Origin of the sequence: Homoserinibacter sp. YIM 151385 (genome assembly GCF_027912415.1) — a bacterium.
In the GTDB taxonomy this organism is placed as follows: domain Bacteria; phylum Actinomycetota; class Actinomycetes; order Actinomycetales; family Microbacteriaceae; genus Schumannella.
The window spans coordinates 129,871-147,190 of record NZ_CP115175.1 but is presented as its reverse complement, the minus strand read 5'-3'; the positions used below and the strand labels follow the sequence as shown (position 1 = coordinate 147,190).

Below are 17,320 nucleotides of genomic sequence, written 5' to 3'. Positions count from 1 at the left end.
CGCGAGCCGTCAGTTCTGGGGGAAGCCCAGGTTGATGCCGCCGTGGGAGGGGTCGAGCCACCGGCTCGTGACCGCCTTCTCCTGCGTGAAGAAGTCGAAGCCCGCGGGACCGTAGGCCTTGTTCGCGCCGAACAGCGACTGCTTCCACCCGCCGAAGCTGTAATACGCGACGGGCACCGGGATGGGCACGTTGATGCCGATCATGCCGACCTGGACCTCGCTCTGGAAGCGCCGGGCCGCCCCGCCGTCGTTGGTGAAGATCGCGGTCCCGTTCCCGAAGGCGCCCGAGTCGATGAGCTCCACGCCCTCCTCGTAGCAGGCGACGCGGACGACCGAGAGGACGGGTCCGAAGATCTCCTCGGTGTACGCCCTGGAGGTCGTGGGCACCCGGTCGAGGAGGGTCGGCCCGAGCCAGAACCCGTCCGCCTCGCCGTCGACCTCGATGCCGCGCCCGTCGACGACCACCTCGGCCCCGTCGGCGGCGGCGATGTCGATGTAGGACGCGACCTTGTCGCGATGCGCCTCGGTCACGAGCGGGCCCATGTCGGGCTCGCGGCGGCCGTCGCCGACGCGGAGCTGCGCGATGCGGCTCGTGATCTTCTCGATGAGCTCGTCCGCGACGGGCTCGACCGCGAGCAGCACCGACACGGCCATGCAGCGCTCGCCCGCGGAGCCGAAGCCCGCGTTGATCGCGGAGTCGGCGACGAGGTCGAGGTCCGCGTCCGGGAGGACGAGCATGTGGTTCTTCGCCCCGCCGAGCGCCTGGACGCGCTTGCCGTGCTTCGCGGCGGTCTCGTAGATGTACTGCGCGATCGGGGTCGAGCCCACGAAGGAGATCGAGCGGACCTCCGGGTGCTCGAGCAGCCCGTCGACCGCGAGCCGGTCGCCCTGGAGGACGGTGAAGACGCCGTCCGGGAGCCCGGCCTCCTTCCACAGCTCCGCCATCCAGATGGCGGCGCTCGGATCCTTCTCGGAGGGCTTCAGGACGACGGTGTTGCCGGCCGCGATCGCGATGGGGAAGAACCACATCGGCACCATGGCGGGGAAGTTGAAGGGCGAGACGATGCCGACGACGCCGAGGGGCTGCTTGATCGAGTAGACGTCGACGCCCGTCGACACGTTCTCGGAGTGGCCGCCCTTCATGAGGTGCGGGAACCCCGTCGCGAGCTCGACGACCTCGAGACCGCGGGCGACCTCGCCCGCCGCGTCGGAGACGACCTTGCCGTGCTCGGAGGTGATGATCTCCGCGAGCTCGAGCTTGCGCTCGTTGAGCAGCTCGCGGAACCGGAACACGATCTGCTGACGGCGCGCCATCGACGTGCCGGCCCAGCCGGGGAAGGCCGCCGCGGCCGAGGCGATCGCCGCCTGGATCTCGGCCTCGTCCGCGAGCGCGACCGCCTTCGTCTGCCGTCCGAGGGCCGGGTCGTAGACCGGCGCGGTGCGGCCGGAGCCCGACTCCCGGCGGGCGCCGTCGATCCAGTGCGGGACGGTGGGGAGCTGGTGCGACATCGCGGGCCTTTCCGTGGGCGTGCAGGGCTCCCCTCAGGCTAGGCACGGGCGGACGCCGAGCCTCTGCCGATCCGGCGCGCGGTGCCGCGGGAACACGCCGTTCGGGCAGAGCGGCCCATCTCGCCGCTCGGGCGCGGCGCGACCGCTACGGTGCCGCGGGCCGCTCGAGCAGCGTCTGCGCGCGGGCGGCGAGCTCGGGCGAGACGATGATCTGGTAGCTCGAGGCGAGCACCTGCACGCTCGAGACGTAGTCGTGGCTGCGGCGCTGCACCGCGTAGGTGACGAGCCCGAACAGCATCCCGAAGGCGGCGCCGATGAGGATCGCGGCGAGCAGCACCGAGAGGCCCTGCGTCGGCGAGAAGAGGAAGAACAGCAGCCCGAGGAAGAGCCCGAACCACAGGCCGGAGAGCGCGCCGGCGAGCGCCGCGCGCCCGTAGCTGAGGCGGCCGGTGACGCGCTCCACGCTCTTGAGGTCGTTGCCGAGGATTGACACCTTGTCGACCGGGAACTCGGCTTTCGCGAGCCGGTCGACGGCGGCCTGCGCCTCGGGGTAGGTCTCGAAGGTGCCGACGACCTCGCCGCGCGGGACCGTCGGGGCGGTTGGCCTGCGGCCGCGGAACAGCGAGGGGGACGACATGCGCCCATTCTGACAGGCGACCCCCGACACCGCCCGTGCGGGCGCAGTATCGTTGCCGTGTGAGCGCCGCGAGAGTCTTCGTCGCCCGGCTCGCCGGGTGCTCCGTCTTCGACCCCGCGGGCGACCGCGTGGGGAAGGTGCGCGACGTGCTCGTCGTGTACCGCAAGAGCGAGAGCCCCCGCGTCGTCGGGCTGATCGTCGAGGTGCCCGGCAAGCGCCGCGTCTTCGTCTCGATCGGCCGCGTGACGAGCATCGGCTCCGGCCAGGTCATCACGACGGGCCTCATCAACCTCCGCCGCTTCGAGCAGCGCGGCGGCGAGGTGCGCGTCATCGCCGAGCTCCTCGGCCGCCGGATGCTCCTGCTCGACGGCTCGGGCGAGGCCGGGATCGAGGATGTCGCGATCGAGGAGGCGGGACCGGGCGAGTGGGTCGTCGGCGAGCTCTTCCTGCGCCGCCCGCGCAGCGGGCCCTCGCCGCTCGGCCGCGGCAAGACGGTCTTCGCGGACTGGCGCGAGGTGCGCGAGAAGGCCAGCGCGGGCGAGCCGCAGCCGGCCGAGCAGCTCATCGCGACCTACGCCGACCTGCTGCCCGCGGATCTCGCGAACACCCTCCTCGACCTCCCCGAGGAGCGTCGTCTCGAGGTCGCCGGCGAGCTCCCCGACGAGCGCCTCGCGGACGCCCTCGAGGAGATGGCCGAGTCGGAGCAGGTGGAGCTCATCACGCATCTCGACGACGAGCGAGCCGCCGAGGTCCTCGACCGGATGCAGCCCGACGACGCGGCCGACCTCATCGCCCAGCTCCCCGGCGACCGCGGCGAGGCGCTCCTCGGCCTCATGCAGCCGGAGGAGGCGGAGGATGTGCGCTTCCTCCTCAACTACGAGTCCGACACGGCGGGCGGCCTCATGACGACGGAGCCGATCATCGTCTCGGCCGATGCGACCGTCGCGGAGGGGCTCGCGCTCATCCGCCGCCACGAGCTGGCGCCCGCCCTCGGCGCCGCCGTGTGCGTCACGATGCCGCCCTACGAGCCGCCGACCGGCCGCTTCCTCGGGGTGGTGCACTTCCAGCGCATGCTCCGCTACCCGCCGAACGAGCGGCTCGGCACCCTCCTCGACACGAGCCTCGAGCCCGTGCGGGTGGATGCGAGCGCCGCCGAGGTCTCGCGCATCCTCGCGAGCTACAACCTCGTGTCGGTGCCGGTCGTCGACGAGCAGCATCGGCTGGTCGGGGTGGTGACGGTGGACGACGTCCTCGACTACCTGCTCCCCGACGACTGGCGCTCGGCGGCGGCGGAGGACGGCGAGCCCGCCGTGCCGACGACGACCGCGACGATCCCGCGTGCGCGCCTGCGGCGGACGCCGCCGCGCGCACGGTGAGCGGCTCGCCCGCCGAGCGGCTCCGGGCCGCGGTCGGGGCGGTCATGGACCCCGAGATCCGCCGGCCGCTCGCCGAGCTCGACATGATCGGCGCGACCTCCCTCGACGAGACGGGGAGCGCATCCGTCGCCCTCCGCCTCACCATCGTCGGGTGCCCCGCGGCGGAGCGCATCGAGCAGGACGTGCGGGATGCCGCGCTCGGCGTCGCGGGCGTCGAGCGCGTCGAGGTCGACGTCTCGGTCATGACCCCCGCCGAGCGGGAGGCGCTCGTGGCGCGCCTCCGCGGGGCGAAGCGGCAGCAGTTCGGGCCGGACACGCTCACGCGCGTCATCGCGGTGACGAGCGGCAAGGGCGGCGTCGGCAAGTCGACCGTCACCGCGAACCTCGCGGTCGCCCTCGAGCGGCGCGGGCTGCGCACCGGCGTCCTCGACGCCGACGTGTTCGGCTTCTCGATCCCCGGCGTGCTCGGCATCCCCGGGGCGAAGCCGACGCAGGTCGGCGACATGATCCTGCCGCCCGTCGCGCACGGCGTGAAGGTCTGCTCGATCGGCATGTTCGTCGACGGGCAGGCCGCCGTGTCGTGGCGCGGCCCGCTGCTGCACCGCACGATGCAGCAGTTCCTCACCGACGTCTTCTGGGGCGACCTCGACGTGCTGCTGCTCGACCTGCCGCCCGGCACGGGCGATGTCGCGATCTCGCTCGGGCAGCTGCTCCCGAACGCCGAGGTGCTCGTCGTGACCACCCCGCAGGCGGCCGCGGCGGAGGTCGCGGAGCGGAGCGGGATCGTGGCGCGGCAGACCGGTCAGACGGTCGTCGGGGTGGTCGAGAACATGGCCGGTCTCCCGCAGCCGGACGGCAGCGTCCTCGAGCTCTTCGGCTCGGGGGGCGGCGAGGAGCTCGCGCGCAGGCTCGAGGTGCCGGTGCTCGCGAGCGTGCCGCTCAGCGTGCCGCTCCGGGAGGGCGGGGATGCGGGCCGGCCCGTCGTGCTCGCGGCGCCCGAGGACCCGGCGGCGCAGGCGATCGACTCGCTCGCGGGCTCGCTCGCGCGGCTGGGTCGCGGGCTCTCGGGCCGCAGCCTGCCGTTCAGCACCTGAGTCGGGGCGACGGCCCCGGACACGAGAGAGCCCCCGGTCCGTCGGGACCAGGGGCTCTCGTCGCTCGCGTGAGCAGGAGCAGTGCTCAGCGGACGTAGGTGCGCGTCGGGATGGCGCGGTAGCCGTCGCGCGCGACGGCGACGACGGTGCCGGCGATACCGGCGACAGCGAGGGCGATGAGGAAGATCTCGGTAAGCATGTGACCATTTCACCGCGCAAGCACATGAAGCACAATCGAATTCTATTGGACCTATTGTGTAGCCTGACTTCATGGACATCCGCCGTCTCGAGCTCCTCCGCGAGCTCGCCGAGCGCGGCTCCGTGACCGCGGTCGCGCAGGCGACGCACCGCACCGCCTCCGCCGTCTCGCAGCAGCTCAAGCTCCTCGAGCGCGAGGCCGGCATCCCCCTCACCGAGCGCCGCGGCCGCGGCCTCGTCCTCACGGGCGCGGGCCGCGCGCTCGCCCGCACCGCCCAGGACGTCGCGACCGCGATCAGCCGCGCCGAGGCCGCCTGGGAGGACTTCACGAGCCAGCCCCGCGGCGAGGTCACGCTCACGACCTTCCCCACGGGCGGCGAGATGCTGCTCCCCGGACTCCTCTCCCGTCTCCGCGAGGTGCCCGGCCTCGAGCTGCGCTGCACCGACCAGGACCCGCTGCTGCCCGACTTCGCCGACCTCGCCGCCGACCACGACGTCGTCCTCGCGGACGCCCCCGGCGTCCTCCCGAGCTGGCGCGAGCGCGGCCTCGCCGTCGTCGAGCTCATGCGCGAGCAGCTCGACATCGCCCTCCCCGAGGGTCACCCGCTCGGCGAGCGTCACGAGCTCGGCCCCGCCGACGTCATCGACGAGACCTGGATCGGCGTGCCCGCCGGCTTCCCCTACGACCGCATCCTCACGCGGATGGAGGCGATCACGGGGCGCCCCGCGAACGTCGCCCAGCGCTTCCTCGACAACAGCATCATCGAGTCGGTCGTCGCCGCAGGGCACGGCATCGCGATCCTCCCCCGCTACACCACGCGGGACCGCGAGAACGGGCTCATCACGCGACCCATCGTCGGCGTGCGCTCCGAGCGCGTCATCTGGGCGATCCTCCGCCCCGACCGCGCCGAGCGGCCGAGCGTGCGGCTCGTCGTCGAGGCGCTCCGGGCCGAGGCCGCCGAGTTCGTCCGACTCCACGAGGAGCCGGGGCGCGGCACCCGGACGTAGACTCGCGGCATGACGGGCAGGCCCATCCCCACCGAGCTCGCGACTCGGCTCGCGGCCGACCTCACGGCGAGCGGCGCGGGACGCGCGGCCGTCGTCGCGCCCTTCACGGGCGAGGTCTCGCACGAGCTGCCGCGGAGCACGCCCGCCGACGTCGAGGCGGCCGCCGCCGGCGCCCGCGCCGCCCAGCGCGCCTGGGCGGCCCGCTCGCCCGCGGCCCGGCGCCGCATCCTGCTCCGCGCGCACGGGCTGCTGCTCGAGCGGCGCGAGCTCCTGCTGGATGCCGTCCAGACCGAGACCGGCAAGACGCGCGGCCAGGCCTTCGAGGAGATCTTCAACGCGGCCGCCGCGACCCGCTACGCCGCCGTCGCCGCGCCCGGCGTCCTCCGCGAGCGCCCGCGCCGAGCCGGCATCCCCCTCGTGATCCGCACCCGCGTCGGCTTCGAGCCGAAGGGGCTCGTCGGGATCATCACGCCGTGGAACTACCCGCTGAGCCTCGCCGTCATGGATGCGGCCCCGGCCCTCGCGACCGGGAACGCGGTCCTCATGAAGGCCGACGACCAGGGAGCGCTCAGCATCCTGCTCGCGCGCCGCGCCTTCCTCGACGCGGGCGTCCCGGCCGGGCTGTGGCCCGTCGTGGCCGGCCCCGGCGCCGAGATCGGCTCCGCCGTGATCGACGCCGCCGACGCCGTCTGCTTCACCGGGTCGACCGCGACCGGCCGGACCGTCGCGCAGCGCGCGGCAGGCCGCCTCGTCTCCGCCTCGCTCGAGCTGGGCGGCAAGAACCCCGTCATCGTCCTCGACGACGCCGACCCCGAGCGCGCCGCCGCGGATGTCGCGGCCGCCTGCTTCGCCGCCGCGGGACAGCTCTGCGTCTCCGCCGAGCGGGTCATCGTGGAGCGCGGGATCGCGGACGCCTTCGTCCCCGCCTTCGCCGCGCGCGTCGCCTCCCTCCGACTCGGCACCGGCTACGACTACCGGAGCGACGTCGGCTCGCTCGCGACGGCCGCCCAGCTCGAGCGCGTCACCGCGCACATCGACGACGCCGTCGCGAAGGGCGCCGCCGTCCTCGCGGGCGGGCGGCACCGCCCCGAGCTCGGCCCCTACGTCGTCGAGCCGACCGTGCTCGCCGACGTCACCGCCGACATGGCCTGCCACGCCGAGGAGACCTTCGGCCCCGTCGTCGCGGTGACCGTCGTCGCCGACGCGCGCGAGGCGGTGCGCCTCGCCAACGAGGGCGAGTTCGGGCTCAACGCGAGCATCATGAGCGGGTCCCGCGCCCGGGCTCGCCGCGTCGCCCGCGGCCTCCTGGCCGGGAGCGTCAACATCAACGAGGGCTACCGCGCGACCTTCTCGAGCCTGGACGCGCCCATGGGCGGCATGAAGCAGTCGGGCCTCGGGCGGCGCAACGGCCGCGAGGGCCTTCTGCGCTTCGTCGAGAGCCGGACGGTCGCCGAGGCGACCGGGCTCCTCCAGCTGCCGAGGACGGGCGAGGAGTACGCGCGGATGTCCGGGCCGATGCTCCTGCTGCTGCGTGCGCTCGGGACGCTGCGGCGGCGCTAGCAGGCCGGAGGCCGTGCGGCAGCTCCGCCGCTCAGGTCGCCTCGGCGTCGAAGGGCGCGGGCCGGCCGCGGCCCTCCTTGCGGAGGCGCTGCTCGTAGGCCGACTCGACGTACGGCCGGCGCCGGGCGGGCCCGTCCTCCGCGGCCGAGGCGGCGGCACCCGCGACGCCGGCCCCGCCCGCGACCGCCGCCGCACCCGCGGTACCCGCGGGCGAGGGCCGCGACCCCGGAGCGGGAGGGCCGGCCGGGCCGTCCTCGACGAGCGCCTCGCGGATGATGCGGCGCGGGTCGTACTGGCGCGGATCCAGCTTCCGCCAGTCCACCTCGTCGAACTCCGGGCCCATCTCCTCCCGCATGCGCTCCTTCGCGCCGGAGGCCATGTCCCGCATCCCGCGCACGAGGCGCGCCAGCTGCGCCGCGTACTGCGGCAGCCGATCGGGGCCGATGAGGAAGACCGCGATCACCCCGATGATGAGGAGCTTGTCGAAGGTCAACCCGAAGGACACGAGCCCAGAATACCGAGACCCCCGAGGCTCGGGCCGTAGGGTTGCCGAGAGAGGAGGCGCCCGTGTCCGACAGGGACCTCAACTGGAAGTACGCGGAGGACTTCGCACAGGAGACCGCCGCGATCGCGAGCGCCCGGCAGCACTCGCTCGAGCAGGGCGTCGAGCCCGTCAGCCCGGGCGTCGGCGCGCAGCTCGCCGTGCTCGCCGCGGCAGCCGGCGTCCGCACGATCGCCGAGATCGGCACCGGCCTCGGCGTCAGCGCCCTCTGGATGCTGCAGGGGGCCCCCGAGGCGACGCTCACCTCCATCGACTCCGAGCTCGACTTCCAGCAGACCGCGCGCCACGCCCTCGGCGAGGCCGGCCACGCGCCCGCGCGCACGCGCCTCATCACGGGGCGCGCGCTCGAGGTGCTCCCCCGGATGAACGACGGCGCCTACGACCTCGTGCTCGTCGACGCCGACCCCGGGAACGTCCTCGCCTACGCCGAGCACGCGCTCCGGCTCGCGCGCCCGGGCGGCATCGTCGCCATCCCGCACGCGCTCTGGCGCGGGCGCGTCGCGGACCCCGCCCAGCGGGACGCGACCATCGGCGGCTTCCGGGACCTCCTCGACACCGTCCGCGACTCCGCCGTCACGGCGTCCCTCGGGATGCCGGGCGACGGCCTCCTGCAGATCGTCAAGCGCGACGCGGACCCCGCGGGCGCCTCCTGAGCGGTCCCGCAACGACCGGGAGCGGGCCCCCGAGGGGACCCGCTCCGCGAAGGCCGATCGCCTGGCGCGCCGAGGCGCTGACCTCGTTAGGCGCTGACCGCGTTACGCGCTGACGACCTCGGCGAGCGCATCGTGCAGCTCCTTGGCCTCGGCATCGTTGACCGACACCACCAGGCGTCCGCCGCCCTCGAGCGGCACGCGCACGATGATCAGGCGACCTTCCTTCACAGCCTCCATCGGCCCGTCACCGGTCCTCGGCTTCATGGCTGCCATGAATCGTCCCCTTTCACGTGGATGAGACGTCCATTATCCCGCAGAAGATGAACTGAGCGGAAATCCGGGACACCGCGGGTGATCGGCGGGTGAGGATCGCGGACGCGCCCGCTCGGATCCGTCGACCACCCCGCACGGGCGGCGCGAGGGGGCGGCGGAGGCCGGAGGAGGCCGCAGCAGGCTCAGCCGACGGCGACCTGCGCCGTGAGGCAGGCCCGCAGCCCCGCCTCGACCCGCGCGATGTGCTCGAGCGGCACGCGCTCGTCGTCCGCGTGGGCGAGCGACGGGTCGCCGGGGCCGTAGTTCACCGCGGGGACGCCGAGCGCCGAGAAGCGGGCCACATCCGTCCAGCCGTACTTCGGCCGCGCACCGCCGCCGACCGCCTCGACGAAGGCGAGCGCGAAGGGGTCGTCGAGGCCGGGGCGCGCGCCCACCGCGAGATCCGTGATCTCGATCTCGACCTCCAGGCCCGCCAGGACCTCGCGGAGCCGCGCCTCGGCCGCCGCGGCATCCCGGCTCGGTGCGAAGCGGTAGTTCACCTCGACGACGCACTCGTCGGGGATCACGTTGCCCGCGACGCCGCCGCGGATGCCGACCGCGTTGAGCCCCTCGCGGTACACGAGCCCGTCGACCTCGACCTGCTCCGGCTCGTGCTCGGCCAGGCGCGCGAGCACCGCCGCCTGCGCGTGGATCGCGTTCTCGCCCATCCAGGCGCGTGCCGAGTGCGCACGGCGGCCGCGCGTCACGACGTCCGCGCGGAGGGTGCCGTTGCAGCCTCCCTCGACCTCCGCGTTCGAGGGCTCGCCGAGGATCGCGAAGTCGCCCGCGAGCAGCTCGGGGCGCGTGCGCGCGAGACGGCCCAGTCCGTTGAGGTCGGAGGCGACCTCCTCGTGGTCGTACCAGATCCAGGTCACGTCGACGGCCGGCTCCGCGAGCTCGGCCGCGAGCTTCAGCTGGATCGCGCAGCCGCCCTTCATGTCGACCGTGCCGCGGCCCCAGAGCACGCCATCCTCGTCGAGGCGGGTCGGGAGGTTGTCGTTGATCGGCACCGTGTCGATGTGGCCCGCGACGACCACGCGGCGCTCGCGACCGAGACGCGTGCGGGCGACCACCGCATCCCCGTCTCGGATGACCTCGAGGTGCGCGAGCGGCCGCAGCGCCGCCTCGATCGCATCGGCGAGCGCGGCCTCGTCGCCCGAGACGGAGGGGATGTCGCAGATGGCTCGCGTGAGCTCCGCGGTGGACTGGGACAGGTCGAGCGTCGGCACCCACCGAGTCTAGGCGCGGTCCCGGCCGCCGGGTCCGCGCCGATAGCCTTGGAGCCATGACGAACGCCTGGGCCCATGGCCTCGCCACCATCGCAACCGACGGCACCGTGCTCGACGCGTGGTTCCCGGCCCCCGCCCTCGGCTCGGCGCCGAGCCCCGAGGAGGCCTCCGAGGGCCTGCACGCGGCCGGCGTCGCGGCGGGCCTCGCGGAGGCGGTCGGCGCGGATGAGCGTCGCGGCGTCGTCGTCGAGCCCGTCACGGTCGAGATCCTCCTGGATGCCGCCCCCGCCTCCACGGTCGACGCCTACCTGCGCCTCCACCTGCTCTCGCACCGGCTCGTCGCGCCGAACGGCCTGAACCTCGACGGCGTCTTCGCGCACCTGCCCATCGTCGCGTGGACGACCGCGGGCCCCATGCTCCCCGCGGAGCTCCCCCGTCGTCGCGGGATCCTGCAGCGCGCCGGGATCGCCGTGCGCGGCATCGACAAGTTCCCGCAGCTGCTCGACTACGTCGTGCCCGAGCGGGTCCGCATCGCCGACGCCTCGCGGGTGCGCCTCGGCGCGCACCTCGCGCCCGGCACGACCGTCATGCACGAGGGCTTCGTGAACTTCAACGCGGGCACCCTCGGCGCCTCCATGGTCGAGGGCCGCATCTCGCAGGGCGTCGTCGTCGGCGACGGCTCGGATGTCGGGGGCGGCGCCTCCATCATGGGCACCCTGTCCGGCGGCGGCACGCAGCGCGTCGAGATCGGCGAGCGCGCCCTCCTCGGCGCGAACAGCGGCATCGGCATCTCGATCGGGGACGACACGGTCGTCGAGGCGGGCCTCTACGTGACGGCGGGCACCAAGGTGACCGTGTTGCGCGAGGGCGAGGCGCCGGCGGTCGTGAAGGCGCTCGAGCTGAGCGGCGTCCCGGGCCTCCTGTTCCGCCGCAACTCCGTCTCGGGCGCCGTCGAGGTCCTCCCGCGCGCGGGCCGCGGCGTCGAGCTCAACGCGGCGCTGCACGCCTGAGCGCCCCGCGCCCCAGCCCCGCCCCGCATCCCCCACGGCGGCCGCGCTCGCCCCCGGCGCCGCATCCCGCCCCGCGGCCCCCGCTCTCGCCCCGGCGCCCCGCCCCTTCCGAAATGCAGGACGAGCCGCCGTCGGCCCCCGAGCTGCCGCCGCGCTGACGGGCCGACTTCCTCGGCGGTCCTGCATTTCGGAAGATCGAGCGGGGAGGTCGGCCCCTCCTCCACAGCGGCAGGCGCCGGGATCCATCCCCCGTTCACCGATCTGCGCGTCGGAGCGCACGTCCTGCCCGCGAGTATCAGCGGATGGATGCGGCGACGGCGATCGAGCGGCTCGGCGGACTCGCGCCCACGTGGAGGCTTCTCCGGCTGGGTCTGACCTCCCATCGGCTCTCGAACGCCGTCCGCTCCCACGCGATCGTGCGGGTCAGGCAGGGCTGGTACGCGCTCCCGGCGGAGGAGTCGCCGCGACGTCGGGCCTTCCGCGTCGGCGGGCAGCTGTCGTGCGCGACGGCGCTCGTCCTGCACGGCGTGCCGCTCCGACCCGATGCGCTCCTCCATGTCGGCGTGACCGAGACGTCGAGCCGCCTGCGATCTCCGGACGATCGTCGCGCGAGACTGCCCCGCGAGCGCCCGGTCCACGTGCACTGGACCGGTCCGCGCCGAGGCGCACGCGATCTCGCCGATCCGGAGACCGCGCTGGCCGACCTCATCGCGTGCCGCGCTCCCGAGCAGGCGGTCGCGGCCGCCGATGCGGCGCTGCGAGCCCGCGTCGTGTCGCGGGAGTCATGGGATCGGATCGCCGCCGGGCTGCCGCTCCGCCTCCGGACCCTGATGCTCGATGTCGAGCCGAGGTGCGAGTCGTACCTTGAGTCGATCTTCCGATTCCGGCTGCGGCGGCTCGGTTATCACCCGCGTGTCCAGGTCCCGATCCCGGGTGTCGGACGGGTCGACGTCGTCCTCGGGACGCGGGTGGTCATCGAGCTCGACGGCTGGGAGCATCACGCGAGCCGCGAGAGCTTCGAGGAGGATCGCCGACGCGACGCCGAACTCGTCCGGCGCGGCTACATCCCGCTGCGTTTCACCTACCGATCGGTCACCCGCCACTGGCACCGCGTGCTCGCGGCGATCCGAGGCGCCCTCGGGAGAGGCGCCTGAACGCCCATCCCAGCTCGCCGCGGCCCGCCCCCTTCCGAAATGCAGGACCAGCGGCCTCCGGGCCCGGGACCACCGCCGCGGGGACGGCGAAGCCGCCCCGCTGATCCTGCATTTCGGAAGACACGAAAGCGGGGGCGGGGGCGGGGCGGGGGCCGGGATGACGGCGGGGCTCAGTACTCGGGGGCGGCGGCGCGCTCGAGCTCGGCGAGGTCGATGACGACGAGCTGGCGCATGCGGATCTCGCGGTCGCGCCGGTACTTCTCCGAGTCGGCGACGTTCTCGGGGCGAGCATCGAGGCGCGCGAGGAGGGAGCCCTGGATGTCGCCCCAGGCGCTCTCGCGGGCGGCCTCCACGATCTCGGCGACACTGGCCTCGTTGTCGGCGACCTCGCGGAGCCGACGCGCCAGCGTGCGCGAGACCGCGGCGCGGCGGCCGAGCTGCGAGACGTCGCCAGCGCGGTAGTCGGTCTGGTGCTGGGAGCGCCCCGGGCGCACGCGGGCCGTCTCGATCTCGCGGTCGAGGCGGGCCGCATCCTCCTCCTTCTCGACCGCGAGCGCGGCGAGCACCGCGAGGGCGATCTCGCGCGCAACCGACTCGTCATAGGGCTCGCCGTCGCGGAGCGCCCGGATGATGAGCCGGTTCCGCAGGGTCATGCGGACGGCTGAGGCGGCCACGAGCACGCCCTCGTCCGCGACGAGGTCCGTGTGCACCGGGTCGACGGGCGGCGGCGCGACATAGCGCCCGACGTCCACGCGACGCCGGAACGGCAGCAGACGGCGGAGGCGCTTCTTCGTCTCAGCGCCCCGTCGGCCAGGGGCGGGAGGGCGAGCCCGTGTACAGCTGCTGCGGGCGGCCGATCTTCGTCGAGGGGTCGGCGTTCGACTCGCGCCAGTGGGCGATCCAGCCGGGGAGGCGGCCGATCGCGAAGAGGACGGTGAACATCCGCGTCGGGAAGCCCATCGCCTTGTAGATGACGCCGGTGTAGAAGTCGACGTTCGGGTAGAGGCGGCGCTCGCGGAAGTAGTCGTCGCCGAGCGCGATCTCCTCGAGCTGCTTCGCGATGTCGAGGAGCGGGTCCTGGACGCCGAGGTCGGCGAGGACCTCGTCGGCGCTCTCCTTGACGAGCTTCGCGCGCGGGTCGTAGTTCTTGTAGACCCGGTGGCCGAAGCCCATGAGGCGGACGCCGTCCTCCTTCTTCTTGACGCGCTCGACGAACTTCTCGACGCTCTCGCCCGACTCCTGGATCTGGGCGAGCATCGTGAGCACGGCCTCGTTGGCGCCGCCGTGGAGCGGGCCGTAGAGGGCGTTGATGCCGGCCGAGATGGAGGCGAAGAGGTTCGCCTCGGTCGAGCCGACGAGCCGCACGGTCGAGGTGGAGGCGTTCTGCTCGTGGTCCTCGTGGAGGATGAGGAGGCGGTCGAGCGCCTTCGAGAGCACCGGGTTCACCTCGTAGGGCTCGGCGAGGTTGCCGAAGTTGAGCTTGAGGAAGTTGTCGACGAAGCTCAGCGAGTTGTCCGGGTAGAGGAAGGCCTGGCCGAGCGCCTTCTTGTGCGCGTAGGCGGCGATGACGGGCAGCTTCGCGAGGAGGCGGACCGTCGAGAGCTCGACCTTCTCCGGGTCGTGCGGGTCGAGCGAGTCCTCGTAGTAGGTCGAGAGCGCCGAGACCGCGGAGGACAGCACCGACATGGGGTGCGCCGTGTGCGGGAGGGCGGAGAAGAAGCGCTTGAGGTCCTCGTGGAGGAGCGTGTGACGGCGGACCCGCTCGTCGAACTCGGCCAGCTCCGAGGCGGTCGGCAGCTCGCCGTAGATGAGCAACCACGCGACCTCGAGGTAGGTCGCGTTCGCGGCGACGTCCTCGATGGCGTAGCCGCGGTAGCGCAGGATCCCCTCGTCGCCGTCGATGAAGGTGATGGCGCTCTTCGTCGAGGAGGTGTTGACGAAGCCCTGGTCGAGGGTGGTGAGACCGGTCTGCTTCGTGAAGCTCGAGATGTCGACGCTGTCGCGGCCGTCGACGCCCCGCAGGATCGGGAACTCGGCGGACCCCCCGGGATAGGTGAGCGTGACCTTGTCGGAGTTGGCGGCGTCGTCGTTCACGACTACAGCCTACGGTCTCGCGAGCGGAACTGTCGCGCCCGCCAACGCTGCCCCGTCACCCCTTGGAGGTTGCCGACAACTCGCGGAGCCGGCGGGCGGCCTCCGCGATCCGCTCGTCGGACGCCGTGAGCGCGACGCGCACGTGCTGCGCGCCCGCCTCCCCGTAGAACGCGCCCGGGGCGACAAGGATGCCCTGCTCGGCGAGCGCGGCGACGCTCGCCCAGGCGTCCTCCCCGCGGGTCGCCCAGAGGTAGAGCCCGGCCTCGCTGCGGTCGATGCGGAAGCCGGCCGACTCGAGGGCCGGCACGAGCTGCTCGCGGCGGGACCGGTAGCGGGCCTTCTGCTCGGCGACGTGCGCGTCGTCGCCCAGCGCCGTCGTCATCGCCGCCTGCACGGGCGCCGGCACGAGGAGCCCGGCGTGCTTGCGGACCTGCGTGATCGCGCCGATCAGCTCGGCGCAGCCCGCGACGAAGGCGGCGCGGTAGCCGGCCAGGTTCGACTGCTTGCTGAGCGAGTAGACGGCGAGCACGAGCCGCCGGCTGTCGCCGACGACGCGGGGGTCGAGGATGCTGGGGGTCGTGCCCTCGCCGGTCCAGTCGAGCTCGGCATAGCACTCGTCGCTCGCGATGACGGCGCCGAGCTCTCGTGCGCGCTCCACGGCGCGGCGGAGCTCCTCGACGCCGAGGACGCGGCCGTCGGGGTTGCCGGGACTGTTGAGCCAGACCAGGCGCGTGTCCTCGGGCCAGTCGTCGGGGTCGTCGGCGGCGACGGCGCGGGCGCCCGCGAGCGCCGCGCCGACCGAGTAGGTCGGGTACGCGGCGGCCGGCAGGACGACGGCGTCGGCGGGTCCGAGGCCGAGCATGAGCGGGAGCCACGCGATGAGCTCCTTCGAGCCGACCGTCGGCAGCACGTTCTCCGGCTGGAGGGCCGGGACGCCTCGACGTCGCGCGAACCAGGCGGCGATCGCCTCGCGCAGCTCGGGCGTGCCGATCGTCTGCGGGTAGGCGTGCGCGTCGGCGGCCGCCGCGATCGCCTCGCGCACGAGCGCGGGCGTCTCGTCGACGGGCGAGCCGACGGAGAGGTCGACGATGCCGCCGTGATGCTTCCGGGCGAGCTCGGCGTAGGGCACGAGCGAGTCCCAGGGGAAGTCGGGCAGCGCGAGTGCGCGCCCGGGGAGGCCCCGCATCAGCCCTGGGGCGGGAGCGCCGACACGATGGGGTGATCGCCCTCGACGACGCCGATCTTCGCCGCGCCGCCCGGGGAGCCGATGCCGACCTCCTCGAAGAACTCGACGTTGGCCTTGTAGTAGTCGGCCCACTCCTCGGGGAGGTCGTCCTCGTAGTAGATGGCCTCGACGGGGCACACGGGCTCGCAGGCGCCGCAGTCGACGCACTCGTCGGGGTGGATGTAGAGCATCCGGTCGCCCTCGTAGATGCAGTCGACGGGGCATTCGTCGATGCAGGCGCGATCCTTGACATCGACGCAGGGGAGGGCGATCACGTACGTCACCAGAGAATCCTAATCGCTCGGAGCGGAGTCGACCGGCCGCGCGAGCCGAGGCCACGCGAGCACGACGAGCGCGATCACGGTCGGCCCGATGGCCCACACGTAGCCCTCGACGGAGTCGGCGACGAGCACCGAGCCGCCGGCACCGGGCAGCGCGAGCAGTCCGCTCGCGCCGAGCACGCCGAGCGCTGCCGCGCCCGCGACGAGGCGGCTGTCGAACACGACCCGGAATCCGGTGAGGAGGCAGGCGACGACGAGGAGGCCGGCGATGAGCCCGAGGGGCAGCCACTGCCGGTGCACGAAGGTCGCGATCGCGCCGGCCGCGAGCCCGACGAGTGCGGCGGCGACGGCGCCGAGCGCGAGGGCGGCGGCGTTCGCGAGGTCGGGCCGTGGGCGCATGGGATGAGGATATCCGCGCGTTCCTGGGCGGATGGATGGACAGCGGAGCCGTCGAGGAGTATCTTCGGCGTTCGGCGCGATCGACTAAGGCAAGCCTTACCGAACATGCGTCGCGCACGGGTCGACGTCGATCCGCCTCCCATCCCCCACTCCCGAACGGTCCCGCGTGCTCGCGAACTACCTCATCGGCCTCCGCGAAGGCCTCGAAGCCGGCCTCGTCGTCGGCATCCTCGTGGCCGCCCTCGGCAAGCTCGGCCGCCGCGACCTGCTCCCCCGGCTCTGGGCCGGCATCGGGCTCGCGATCGCCGCCTCCCTCGCGACCGGCGCGATCCTCACCTGGGGGCCGTACGGGCTGAGCTTCCAGGCGCAGGAGATCATCGGCGGCTCGCTCTCGATCCTCGCCGTCGGGCTCGTCACCTGGATGATCCTCTGGATGGGCACCCATGCCCGCACCCTGAAGGATCAGCTGGGCGGGCGGATGCGGGACGCGCTCGAGCAGGGCAGCGGCCTCGGCCTCGTGGTGCTCGGCGTCGTGAGCGTCGGCCGCGAGGGCATCGAGACCGCGCTCTTCGTATGGGCGAGCGTGCGCTCCTCGGGCGAGGCGGGCACGGCGGCGCTCGGCGCCGTCCTCGGCATCCTCACGGCGGTCGTCCTCGCCTGGCTCATCTCGCGCGGGATGCTGCGGATCGACCTCGGCCGCTTCTTCACCTGGACGGGTGCCGTGCTCATCCTCGTCGCGGCGGGCGTCCTGCTCTACGGCATCGGCGACCTCCAGGAGGCGGGCGTCATCCCCGGCTGGGGCGAGGCGGCCTTCAGCCTCGCCGCCCTCGTGCCGCCCACGAGCTGGTGGGGCGCGCTCCTCGCCGGCCTCTTCAACGTCACCCCCGAGCCGACCTGGGCGCAGTTCCTCGCCTGGCTCGCGTACCTGATCCTCGTCGGCGCGCTCTTCGCGAGGCAGGTGCGCGGCCGCCGCGCGCCCCGCTCCGCCGAGCCCGCCGCCGCCTGAACCCCACCCCGAG

18 protein-coding genes are annotated in these 17,320 nt (G+C 73.7%); 8 read left to right on the top strand and 10 right to left on the bottom strand.

The features are described 5' to 3' along the window. Nucleotides 1-9: 9 nt before the first annotated feature. Nucleotides 10-1,509, bottom strand: a complete 1,500-nt coding sequence (locus OF852_RS00735; RefSeq protein ID WP_271119904.1) for a CoA-acylating methylmalonate-semialdehyde dehydrogenase — start codon at nt 1,507-1,509, stop codon at nt 10-12. Between the two features lie 145 nt (nt 1,510-1,654). Continuing rightward, the gene (locus OF852_RS00730) at nt 1,655-2,146 is read right to left on the bottom strand and encodes a general stress protein (protein ID WP_271119903.1); all 492 of its coding nucleotides are present in this window, start codon (nt 2,144-2,146) and stop codon (nt 1,655-1,657) included. Nucleotides 2,147-2,205: 59 nt separating this feature from the next. Between OF852_RS00730 and OF852_RS00725 the strand changes: the two genes are divergently transcribed. The 4 genes from OF852_RS00725 to OF852_RS00710 all read left to right on the top strand — a co-directional run bounded on the left by OF852_RS00725 (nt 2,206) and on the right by OF852_RS00710 (nt 7,382). Next, entirely contained in the window at nt 2,206-3,522 is a 1,317-nt protein-coding gene (locus OF852_RS00725; RefSeq protein ID WP_271119902.1) for a magnesium transporter MgtE N-terminal domain-containing protein, read from the top strand. 44 nt (nt 3,523-3,566) lie between these two features. Continuing rightward, nucleotides 3,567-4,616: an Mrp/NBP35 family ATP-binding protein gene (locus OF852_RS00720; protein ID WP_271121085.1), complete on the top strand. Its 1,050-nt coding sequence runs from the start codon at nt 3,567-3,569 to the stop codon at nt 4,614-4,616. A gap of 270 nt (nt 4,617-4,886) precedes the next feature. Then, on the top strand, nt 4,887-5,822 hold the full coding sequence (locus OF852_RS00715) for a LysR family transcriptional regulator (protein ID WP_271119901.1): 936 nt from the start codon (nt 4,887-4,889) through the stop codon (nt 5,820-5,822). A 9-nt stretch (nt 5,823-5,831) separates the two neighbouring features. Next, nucleotides 5,832-7,382, top strand: a complete 1,551-nt coding sequence (locus OF852_RS00710) for a succinic semialdehyde dehydrogenase (RefSeq protein WP_271119900.1) — start codon at nt 5,832-5,834, stop codon at nt 7,380-7,382. A gap of 31 nt (nt 7,383-7,413) precedes the next feature. On the opposite strand, the gene OF852_RS00705 is transcribed toward OF852_RS00710, so the two are convergent. Next, nucleotides 7,414-7,887, bottom strand: a complete 474-nt coding sequence (locus OF852_RS00705; protein ID WP_271119899.1) for a Sec-independent protein translocase TatB — start codon at nt 7,885-7,887, stop codon at nt 7,414-7,416. A 62-nt stretch (nt 7,888-7,949) separates the two neighbouring features. Here OF852_RS00705 and OF852_RS00700 point away from each other — a divergent pair, with 62 nt between their 5' ends. Further along, complete coding sequence (locus OF852_RS00700) at nt 7,950-8,597, top strand: O-methyltransferase (protein ID WP_271119898.1); 648 nt, start codon at nt 7,950-7,952, stop codon at nt 8,595-8,597. A 102-nt stretch (nt 8,598-8,699) separates the two neighbouring features. On the opposite strand, the gene OF852_RS00695 is transcribed toward OF852_RS00700, so the two are convergent. Continuing rightward, nucleotides 8,700-8,870 carry a DUF3117 domain-containing protein gene (locus OF852_RS00695; protein ID WP_017887054.1) on the bottom strand — a complete coding sequence of 57 codons (171 nt, stop codon included), beginning with the start codon at nt 8,868-8,870 and terminating at the stop codon, nt 8,700-8,702. Nucleotides 8,871-9,052: 182 nt separating this feature from the next. Further along, nucleotides 9,053-10,138, bottom strand: a complete 1,086-nt coding sequence (gene dapE, locus OF852_RS00690; protein WP_271119897.1) for a succinyl-diaminopimelate desuccinylase — start codon at nt 10,136-10,138, stop codon at nt 9,053-9,055. Nucleotides 10,139-10,194: 56 nt separating this feature from the next. Between dapE and dapD the strand changes: the two genes are divergently transcribed. Together dapD and OF852_RS00680 are read left to right on the top strand one after the other, a co-directional pair. Then, nucleotides 10,195-11,148 (top strand): 2,3,4,5-tetrahydropyridine-2,6-dicarboxylate N-succinyltransferase, encoded by a 954-nt coding sequence (gene dapD, locus OF852_RS00685; RefSeq protein ID WP_271119896.1) that lies wholly within the window; start codon nt 10,195-10,197, stop codon nt 11,146-11,148. A 302-nt stretch (nt 11,149-11,450) separates the two neighbouring features. Beyond that, nucleotides 11,451-12,302 carry an endonuclease domain-containing protein gene (locus OF852_RS00680; protein WP_271119895.1) on the top strand — a complete coding sequence of 284 codons (852 nt, stop codon included), beginning with the start codon at nt 11,451-11,453 and terminating at the stop codon, nt 12,300-12,302. Nucleotides 12,303-12,472: 170 nt separating this feature from the next. Here the strand turns inward: OF852_RS00680 and OF852_RS00675 are convergent, their stop codons facing one another. The 5 genes from OF852_RS00675 to OF852_RS00655 are packed head-to-tail and all read right to left on the bottom strand — an operon-like array spanning nt 12,473 to nt 16,301. Next, on the bottom strand, nt 12,473-13,054 hold the full coding sequence (locus OF852_RS00675; protein ID WP_271119894.1) for a hypothetical protein: 582 nt from the start codon (nt 13,052-13,054) through the stop codon (nt 12,473-12,475). A gap of 43 nt (nt 13,055-13,097) precedes the next feature. Beyond that, nucleotides 13,098-14,396 (bottom strand): citrate synthase, encoded by a 1,299-nt coding sequence (locus OF852_RS00670; protein ID WP_271119893.1) that lies wholly within the window; start codon nt 14,394-14,396, stop codon nt 13,098-13,100. A gap of 55 nt (nt 14,397-14,451) precedes the next feature. Then, nucleotides 14,452-15,582, bottom strand: a complete 1,131-nt coding sequence (gene dapC / locus OF852_RS00665) for a succinyldiaminopimelate transaminase (protein WP_271119892.1) — start codon at nt 15,580-15,582, stop codon at nt 14,452-14,454. Further along, complete coding sequence (fdxA, locus tag OF852_RS00660) at nt 15,582-15,905, bottom strand: ferredoxin (RefSeq protein ID WP_271119891.1); 324 nt, start codon at nt 15,903-15,905, stop codon at nt 15,582-15,584. The genes dapC and fdxA overlap by 1 nt, the downstream gene beginning before the upstream one ends. Before the next feature lie 9 nt (nt 15,906-15,914). Then, nucleotides 15,915-16,301 (bottom strand): hypothetical protein, encoded by a 387-nt coding sequence (locus OF852_RS00655; protein ID WP_271119890.1) that lies wholly within the window; start codon nt 16,299-16,301, stop codon nt 15,915-15,917. Nucleotides 16,302-16,467: 166 nt separating this feature from the next. Here OF852_RS00655 and efeU point away from each other — a divergent pair, with 166 nt between their 5' ends. Further along, nucleotides 16,468-17,307 (top strand): iron uptake transporter permease EfeU, encoded by an 840-nt coding sequence (gene efeU / locus OF852_RS00650; RefSeq protein WP_271119889.1) that lies wholly within the window; start codon nt 16,468-16,470, stop codon nt 17,305-17,307. Nucleotides 17,308-17,320 lie beyond the last annotated feature (13 nt).

What these genes read in the sequence shown, in the direction of transcription:
- OF852_RS00735 (WP_271119904.1), bottom strand. Translation starts at nt 1,509, where the DNA reads ATGTCGCACCAGCTCCCCACCGTCCCGCACTGGATCGACGGCGCCCGC.
- OF852_RS00730 (WP_271119903.1), bottom strand. Translation starts at nt 2,146, where the DNA reads ATGTCGTCCCCCTCGCTGTTCCGCGGCCGCAGGCCAACCGCCCCGACG.
- OF852_RS00720 (WP_271121085.1), top strand. Translation starts at nt 3,567, where the DNA reads ATGGACCCCGAGATCCGCCGGCCGCTCGCCGAGCTCGACATGATCGGC.
- OF852_RS00715 (WP_271119901.1), top strand. Translation starts at nt 4,887, where the DNA reads ATGGACATCCGCCGTCTCGAGCTCCTCCGCGAGCTCGCCGAGCGCGGC.
- OF852_RS00710 (WP_271119900.1), top strand. Translation starts at nt 5,832, where the DNA reads ATGACGGGCAGGCCCATCCCCACCGAGCTCGCGACTCGGCTCGCGGCC.
- OF852_RS00695 (WP_017887054.1), bottom strand. Translation starts at nt 8,870, where the DNA reads ATGGCAGCCATGAAGCCGAGGACCGGTGACGGGCCGATGGAGGCTGTG.
- dapD (WP_271119896.1), top strand. Translation starts at nt 10,195, where the DNA reads ATGACGAACGCCTGGGCCCATGGCCTCGCCACCATCGCAACCGACGGC.
- OF852_RS00680 (WP_271119895.1), top strand. Translation starts at nt 11,451, where the DNA reads ATGGATGCGGCGACGGCGATCGAGCGGCTCGGCGGACTCGCGCCCACG.
- dapC (WP_271119892.1), bottom strand. Translation starts at nt 15,582, where the DNA reads ATGCGGGGCCTCCCCGGGCGCGCACTCGCGCTGCCCGACTTCCCCTGG.
- OF852_RS00655 (WP_271119890.1), bottom strand. Translation starts at nt 16,301, where the DNA reads ATGCGCCCACGGCCCGACCTCGCGAACGCCGCCGCCCTCGCGCTCGGC.